This window comes from Candidatus Sericytochromatia bacterium, assembly GCA_035285325.1.
Classification (GTDB): Bacteria; Cyanobacteriota; Sericytochromatia; order S15B-MN24; family JAQBPE01; genus JAYKJB01.
In genome coordinates this window covers 24,594-31,525 of record JAYKJB010000106.1, presented here as the reverse complement: position 1 = coordinate 31,525, position 6,932 = coordinate 24,594, and the positions used below count along the sequence as shown (strand labels likewise).

Annotated in this window: 7 protein-coding genes; 3 read left to right on the top strand and 4 right to left on the bottom strand. The window is 67.7% G+C overall.

Translation table 11 applies throughout. The annotated features are described in order from the left end of the window. Positions 1-7 precede the first annotated feature (7 nt). The gene (locus tag VKP62_13600) at positions 8-1,510 is read right to left on the bottom strand and encodes a phosphatase PAP2 family protein (protein ID MEB3198230.1); all 1,503 of its coding nucleotides are present in this window, start codon (positions 1,508-1,510) and stop codon (positions 8-10) included. A 194-nt stretch (positions 1,511-1,704) separates the two neighbouring features. On the opposite strand from VKP62_13600, the gene VKP62_13595 reads away from it, so the two are divergent. Continuing rightward, the gene (locus tag VKP62_13595; protein MEB3198229.1) at positions 1,705-2,346 is read left to right on the top strand and encodes a superoxide dismutase; all 642 of its coding nucleotides are present in this window, start codon (positions 1,705-1,707) and stop codon (positions 2,344-2,346) included. 215 nt (positions 2,347-2,561) lie between these two features. On the opposite strand, the gene VKP62_13590 is transcribed toward VKP62_13595, so the two are convergent. Beyond that, a complete protein-coding gene (locus VKP62_13590; GenBank protein ID MEB3198228.1) occupies positions 2,562-3,218 on the bottom strand; it encodes a sugar transferase in 657 nt (218 codons plus the stop codon). Between the two features lie 7 nt (positions 3,219-3,225). Beyond that, positions 3,226-3,999 (bottom strand): exodeoxyribonuclease III, encoded by a 774-nt coding sequence (locus tag VKP62_13585; GenBank protein MEB3198227.1) that lies wholly within the window; start codon positions 3,997-3,999, stop codon positions 3,226-3,228. Positions 4,000-4,133: 134 nt separating this feature from the next. Between VKP62_13585 and VKP62_13580 the strand changes: the two genes are divergently transcribed. Next, positions 4,134-4,613: a hypothetical protein gene (locus tag VKP62_13580; GenBank protein MEB3198226.1), complete on the top strand. Its 480-nt coding sequence runs from the start codon at positions 4,134-4,136 to the stop codon at positions 4,611-4,613. Between the two features lie 28 nt (positions 4,614-4,641). Beyond that, on the top strand, positions 4,642-5,838 hold the full coding sequence (locus VKP62_13575) for a methyltransferase domain-containing protein (protein ID MEB3198225.1): 1,197 nt from the start codon (positions 4,642-4,644) through the stop codon (positions 5,836-5,838). 47 nt (positions 5,839-5,885) lie between these two features. Here the strand turns inward: VKP62_13575 and VKP62_13570 are convergent, their stop codons facing one another. Then, the gene (locus tag VKP62_13570; protein ID MEB3198224.1) at positions 5,886-6,797 is read right to left on the bottom strand and encodes a methyltransferase domain-containing protein; all 912 of its coding nucleotides are present in this window, start codon (positions 6,795-6,797) and stop codon (positions 5,886-5,888) included. Positions 6,798-6,932: the final 135 nt, after the last annotated feature.

Here is a 6,932-nt window from a genome sequence, read left to right as displayed (position 1 = left end):
GCGACGGCTACGGCAGCCAGCCCTTGGCCTTGGCCTCGCTCACGCAGTGTTTGCCGATGCGTTCACCGAGCTTGAGGCCGTCGTCGTTGTCCTTGCGGAAGTGGATGCCGCCCCACAGCCGGCTCATGGCAGCCTCCCGGGCCTGCGCTTCGAAGGCCTTGGCCTCCTGCGGGAAGTACTGCCGCAACACCACCGAGGCAGCCATCGAAGCGGTGGCGTGGCCAGATGGCCAGGAGGGGTGGGGCGGGGTCGGGACCACCGTGCGCAGACTCTTGCCGGCCGGCGCGACCATGATCGGGCGCGGCACGCGGTTGGCGTACTTGGTGTCCCAGCAAGCGATGAAGGCGTCGGCCAGGGTCATGTGCAGGACATTCAACATGCGCGCCGCATGGGGCGTGTCCATGACCTGGTTGGCGATCGCCCGGCGGGCGATGTCCGACCAGATGATGCCCATGGAATCCGGCTTGATCGGCTTCTTCTTGGTCAACACGGCGCGGCGCGCGATGTCGTTCCAGAGGATCGCCGGCACATCGAAGTTCCAGAAGATGGCGCGTTCGATCTGGTGCGGCGTCAGCGTGTCGTGGATCGCATCGACCTCGCGATAGGCCTTGGCGAAGGTCGGGTTCTTCATGTCGTGCTGCCAGTCGTAGTGCATGCGGAATTGCTGCCCGTTTTTCAGCATCCAGGTGCGCCACTGGCCGGCCCCGGATTCCATCGGGGCCTCCACCCACCACTTGCCGGGCAGCTTGGCCACCGGCGGGTTGGGCCTGTTGGCGCCGTCGTCACCGCGCGCGGCCAGCACCGCCTTGGCGACCTTCTCGCCGATCGCGAAGCCCGCCTCGATGTCGCTGCGGAAGGCTGCCCCCGCCGCCACGCGGGTTTCCCCGACCAGGCGCGCCTTCTTCAGCAGCGCCTCCTTGTGGTCCGGGAACAGCTCGGCCAGGGTCATGGCCGCGGCCATGGAGATGGCGGCGTGTTCGGAGGGGTAGCTCGGGATGCCCGGTTCACCCGCCACGGGCTTGAGGAAGGGGTTGACCTGGGCCGGCAGGGGGCGATGATGCAGGGCCTTGGCCTTCCACGTGACCACGGTCGCGTCGTACATCGCCGCATGCACCAGGGCCAGCGCCCGTGCGCCGCGGGGGGGGACCATGCTGGCCGTGATGATCTCGGCGCGCACCTCCTCGCTCCAGCGCAGCGGCGGCGGTACGTCGTTCCAGTAGCTGATGGCCTTCAGGTCGTCCGCGCTGCGGCGCTTCTGCCAGTCGACGATCTCGGCCATCTCGGCCTTGGCCGCCGGCGTGCCCCAGACCGGCGGGGCCGCGGGCAGAAAGTCCTTCACGTCTCCGATCACGGCGGTTTTCCAGCCGGCCGCTTCGGGCGAGACCGACAGCGGCATCTGCGGCGGCGTCGGCAAGGCTTCCGACAGACCCGCCTGTGCGGGCAGGGCGGGCAGGCTCGTGCCGATGAGGGCGACCAGCACGGCCAGGGGCAGAAGACGGGCGTTGGACATCGCGACGGTGGCTCCGGATGAAAAAGGGATCCCGCCTCCGTATACCCGTGAAGGCCCGTGACTATGCCGGCCGGAAGAGCAGCCGAAACGCGCCTGGAAGGGCCTCTGGCGCTTGCTGGCGCCGTTGACAAGCCTTCGGGCGAGGCTTAAGCTGAGGCGCCCGGCAGGGATCCAACGACGAGGAGGACGATACGATGCCGTTCATGCTTCCAGACCTGACTTACGATTATTCGGCGCTCGAACCCCACATCGACGCGCGCACGATGGAAATCCATCACACCAAGCATCACCAGACCTACATCACCACGGTCAACAAGGCGCTCGAGGCGCACGAGGAGCTGGCTCAGCTGTCGGTGGTCGAGCTGATGAAGGATCTCTCGCGGGTGCCGGACAGCATCCGTCAGGTCGTCATCAATCACGGCGGTGGCCATTTCAACCATTGCCTGTTCTGGACCATCATGGGGCCCAACGGCGGCGGTGAGCCTGCCGGCGAATTGAAGGCCGCGCTGGATGAGACCTTCGGCGATTTCGGTCAGTTCCGGGAGAAGTTCAATCAGGCGGCCGCCACGCGCTTCGGCAGCGGCTGGGCTTGGTTGACGCTCGACAGCGCCGGCAAGCTGGTGGTCGAGTCGTCGGCCAACCAGGACACCCCGCTGTCCGCCGGTCGCACGCCCCTGATGGGCATCGACGTGTGGGAACACGCCTATTACCTGAACTACCAGAACCGCCGGGCCGACTACATCCAGGCCTGGTGGAACGTGATCGACTGGAGCGCGGTGGCCAAGAACTACGCCGCGGCCAAGGCCCAGTCGGGCGTGCTCGCGACGGTCCGCTGACCGTCGCGGTGAGGGCGCGCCCACGCGCCCGAGCGCCCGCCTTCGTGATGGAGGCGGGCGTTTTTTTGCGTGCCGGGTTCACGCTTCGAAAGCGCCGGCCTGCTTGTCAAGGTGGCCGCAGCGTGACGTTCTCCCCGCATCCAGGAGCCGGCGGTGCGCCTGTGACGGACCAGCAGCGCCTGGCACGAGCGGCTGGCGCGTGACTGCCACGACGCTTACGGTTGCTGAGCCCCTCCGGACGTCGCCGCACTGCCCGTGAAGCGCGGCATGGTGGCTTCACCGGCCGCGCTGATGCCGTCGCGGCGCAGCACCTTCAGCACGGTCAGGGCCAGGATCTTAAAGTCGAGCCACCAGGAACGGTGGTCCACGTACCAGACGTCGAGCGCGAAGCGCGCCTCCCAGGTGATCGCGTTGCGGCCGTTGATCTGCGCCCAGCCGGTGATGCCAGGCTTGACGTCGTGTCGTCGGGCCTGTTCCGGCGAGTAGAGCGGCAGATAGTCCTGCAGCAGCGGGCGCGGGCCCACCAGGCTCAGCTCGCCGCGCACCACGTTCAGGAGCTGCGGTAACTCGTCCAGGCTGGTGCTGCGCAGAAATCGGCCAAAGGAGCCGAGCCGCTCGGCATCCGGCAACAGGGCCCCGGATGCGTCGCGCGCCTCGCTCATGGAGCGGAATTTCATCACCTCGAAGGGCTTGCCGTGCAGGCCCGGACGAACCTGGCGAAACAGCACGGGGCGCCCCACGCGCCGCGCCACCAGCACGGCCACCCCCAGCATCACGGGCGCCAGGCAGAGCAGCGCCAGGCCCGCCAGGCCCAGGTCCGTGAGGCGTTTGGCGAGGTCGTAGCCAGGGTGGGCTGGGGGCGTGACGGCCATGGGAGCCCTAGGGCAGGTCCAGGTCCAGGACGATCGGGCAGTGGTCGGAGCCCAGCACCTCCGGCTGGTGCCGCACGTCCGTCACGCGACCGCGCAGGGCCGGGCTGACCAGGAAGTAGTCGATGCGCCACCCGATGTTCCGCGCCCGCACGCCGGGACGGTTGCTCCACCAGGTGTAGTGGCCCTTTTCGTCCGGGTGGGCTTCCCGGAAGACGTCGTGGAACCCCAGCGCGATCAGGCGCTCCAGCACGGCCCGTTCTTCCGGCAGAAAGCCCGTGGTGCCCACGTTCGCTTTCGGGTTGGCCAGGTCGAGTTCCGTGCGGGCGGTGTTGAAGTCGCCCAGCACCACCACGCCCTCACCGCGCGCCAGGCGTGTCTGCAGATCGGCCATGAGCGTTTCGTAAAAGGCCAGCTTGAAGGGCACGCGGGCCAGGTCGCGGCCGCCGTTCGGGAAGTACACGTTGTAGATCGTGACCCCGGCGTGCGCCGTGATGATCAGGCGGCCCTCATCGTCATATTCCGGCACGCCCAGGCGCAGCGAAACCCCTTGCGGGGCTTCTCGGCTCCAGGTGGCCACGCCACTGTAGCCCTTCTTGACCTTGCACGGGTTGAACACCGCGTGGAAGCCCTCAGGGTTGGCGCAGGCCGGCGAGAGTTGCTCGGGTTCAGCGCGCACCTCCTGCAGACAGACCACATCCGGGGCGAGTTCGCCCAACCAGTGGTTGAAGCCCTGCCGCTCGCACGCGCGCAGGCCGTTGACGTTCCAGGAGGTGATGCGCATGGGAGGGGCATGATAGCACGGGGGTCTCTTGCACGACGAACGGCTCCTTGACAGGGGCGCGTGGTGCGTCGGATTGGTCTTTCTCGGGCGATAAACAAGGCATCTCCGTCCCCGTTTTCAAAGGAGTTTGCCCCGTGCGCCTGATTCGCCCTGCCCTGATCTTTGTCGCCCTCGCTGCCGGTGTGGCCTGCCAGCACCCGGCCTCCGCGCCGGCCATCCCGGCTGCTGCCAGGCCGGCCTCCACGCCGGCGGCCCGGCCGAGCTGGCACGCCCACGGCGTGCGGCTGCTGCGTCGCCAGCTCGAGCGCCAGACGGACCGGATGCGCGTGCGCCTCCCGGGTGCGGCGCAGATTTCCCTGGTCCCGAGCGCGCAGCGCGGCGTGCTGCATTTTCGTTGTCGCTACGACGTTTACGTGCCAGCCTCGAGCCTGCCTTGGGTATTCGAGGCCACAGGACGGGTCGACATGATACATAATCATGTTATTCTGGACCGCTTGCTTTCTTCATCCAAACCTGAGATGGACCAGCTGGCCTGGGCGGGAAAACCGCCGAGCCGCCTGGCGGATGGGGGAGACGGGTCCAGCCGGCCCATCGGGGCGACGCCACCGCAGTGAGGCGCGGCCCCCCATCAGCGGACACGCCATGACCCTCTTCAAACTGCGCAAACGCCTGGCAGATAAAGAAAAATCGCCGACGCTCGAGCTGCCCACGCTGGCGGTCGCAGAAGTCGATGACGCGCCGAAGGGGCGGTTGAATGCGGTGCCTTCCACCGTGTCCCTGATGTCCGCGGAGGTGCCGCCGCTGGAGTCGCCGGCCGCTCCGGCCGAGAGTTGGTCGTCCCCCTCCACCCTGGGCCATCGTCTACCGGAGAGCTGGAAGGAAGACGTCCAGGATGAAACGCTGCGCCTGATCGCCCATCCCACCGAGGTGCTGGTGCTCGGCCTGCGCCCCTGGACGGGCACCAGCTGGTCTGGCAAGCTCAAGCGGCGGGCCACCAGCGTGGTCACGGTCGACCCCGATGCGGCCCGCCTGGTCGAATGGCGTCAGGTGGCCGAGGTGCGCATCCAGGCTGCGCTGGAGAGCCTGACCTGGTCGCAGATGCTGATCGGGCGACGCTTCGGGGCGGTGGTGCTGGGAGACGCCCTGACCCATCAGGCCGATCCGCTGCATTTTCTGGGGCGCGTGCGGGACGTGCTGGCGCAGAATGGGTCGGTGGTCGGGGTGGTGCCCAACGCCACCTGGGGCGAAAACCGGCTCAAGTTGCTTCAGGGCGAGCTGCCGCGCGGCTATGAGCCAGGCTCTGCCCTGCATCGCTACAACCGCGATCGCCTGCGCGAGGCCCTGGCCTTTGCCGGCTATGCGCTGGTGGAGCTCTACACCCACCGCACCCCCTTCTTCGAGGGTGAGGAATCCGTCACGCCCGAGCTGTTTCCCGATACCGTCCTGCAGACGCTCGATCCCCACGACGATGCCACCGTCTCCCACCTGGTTTTCCGCGCGGTGCCTGCGACGCCGGATGACATGCTGCGGAGCCTGTTCCAGGAGCAGGAAGACCTCAAGCGCAGCGTGCGCAATGAGCTGACCCGCGCCAAGCGCGCCTGCGATGCCCTGAGCGAGCAACTGGCCACCGTGAATGCGCACCAGGACACCCTGATCAGCGAGATGGCCGACCAGCGCGCCACCATCAGCGGCATCAGCGAGCGGGCTGCCCGGCTGGAACAGAATCTTCGCTCCATGACCGAAGAACGCGACCGCGCCTGGCGCGAGCTGAACAGCGTTCGCCAGGCCTGGTGGTATCGGCTGTTCGGCGGCTTCCGACGCAGCGAGGCCGACGACTAGCCGACGCGGGGGACCTTGAATCCGCGAGGCTCAACGGGCACAGGCGGTCAGGCTTTCGTCCCGATCACGATATAGGTCAGCATGCCGCCAGGGTGCCAGTAGGTCCCGGCCTGAATGCCCGCGGCGATGCGGTCGCTCTGGGCGTGCTCCCAGTCATGGTAGTCGGCCCATTCCGCCTCACTGCCGCCGCCTGCCAGAAAGCAGGCCCTGATGCGTTCGGTGTTCTGCTGGAATTCGGCGAGCCAGTCCCGCAGTTCCTGGATGCGGGCCTGCTTTTCCTCGGTGTCGTAGGGGGGCACCAGGGCCGCAGCCTTGTCCGAGATGCGCACCTCGATCTGCTGCAGGCCGGCGGCCTGGAAGAGGCGTGGCAGGTCATCGCCGACGGCGTCATCCCCCAGCCCGAGTGCCCGTTTGCCGGCCTCGTAGTAGAGCTGGTAGCGCACCAGCTTCAGCCGATCCTCGGGAGCGTAGCGGCGGGTGTCGGCATCCAGCACCAGCGACTGCACCGAATGGTTCGGTTCGAAGGCCACCACGCGCCCACCGGGGCGCACCACGCGGGTCATTTCAGCCACCACGGCCGCTGCATCCGGCACATTGGGCAGTACGTGGTGGCTGATCGCCAGATCCGCCAGTCCGTCCGCCAGGGGCAGGCGGTGCAGCTCAGCCTGCGCGAAGCGATGCGCGACGGAATAAGGGCGTTCGGCCGCCTCACGTTCGGCCTCGGCCACCATCTCGGCCGACGGTTCGAAGCCCAGCACCTGAGACCCAGGTTTCATGTATAGCCCGAACAGGCCCGCCAGATAGCCCAGGCCGCTGCCCAGTTCGACCAGGGTCTTGACCGAGGCCAGCTCCAGCCGATGGCTGAGCAGTTCGATGTAGTCGTCGTTCCACTGGAAGTGGCGCACGTGGTTGGGCGTGGTGGCGACCTGGCTTTCCGCCGCGGTGGAAAATTCCGGCATGCCACCATCTTAACAGGTTGCCTGCCCGGGAAAAGGGATGGCGCGCACAGCCGGCCGCTTGACCGTGCGCCCACACGCCGCCTAGAATCGGGGCGCGAGCGGCCTGTTGATGCCGTTCCAGGCTGCGTGAACTTC

What these genes read in the sequence shown, in the direction of transcription:
- VKP62_13600 (MEB3198230.1), bottom strand. Translation starts at nt 1,510, where the DNA reads ATGTCCAACGCCCGTCTTCTGCCCCTGGCCGTGCTGGTCGCCCTCATC.
- VKP62_13595 (MEB3198229.1), top strand. Translation starts at nt 1,705, where the DNA reads ATGCCGTTCATGCTTCCAGACCTGACTTACGATTATTCGGCGCTCGAA.
- VKP62_13590 (MEB3198228.1), bottom strand. Translation starts at nt 3,218, where the DNA reads ATGGCCGTCACGCCCCCAGCCCACCCTGGCTACGACCTCGCCAAACGC.
- VKP62_13585 (MEB3198227.1), bottom strand. Translation starts at nt 3,999, where the DNA reads ATGCGCATCACCTCCTGGAACGTCAACGGCCTGCGCGCGTGCGAGCGG.
- VKP62_13575 (MEB3198225.1), top strand. Translation starts at nt 4,642, where the DNA reads ATGACCCTCTTCAAACTGCGCAAACGCCTGGCAGATAAAGAAAAATCG.
- VKP62_13570 (MEB3198224.1), bottom strand. Translation starts at nt 6,797, where the DNA reads ATGCCGGAATTTTCCACCGCGGCGGAAAGCCAGGTCGCCACCACGCCC.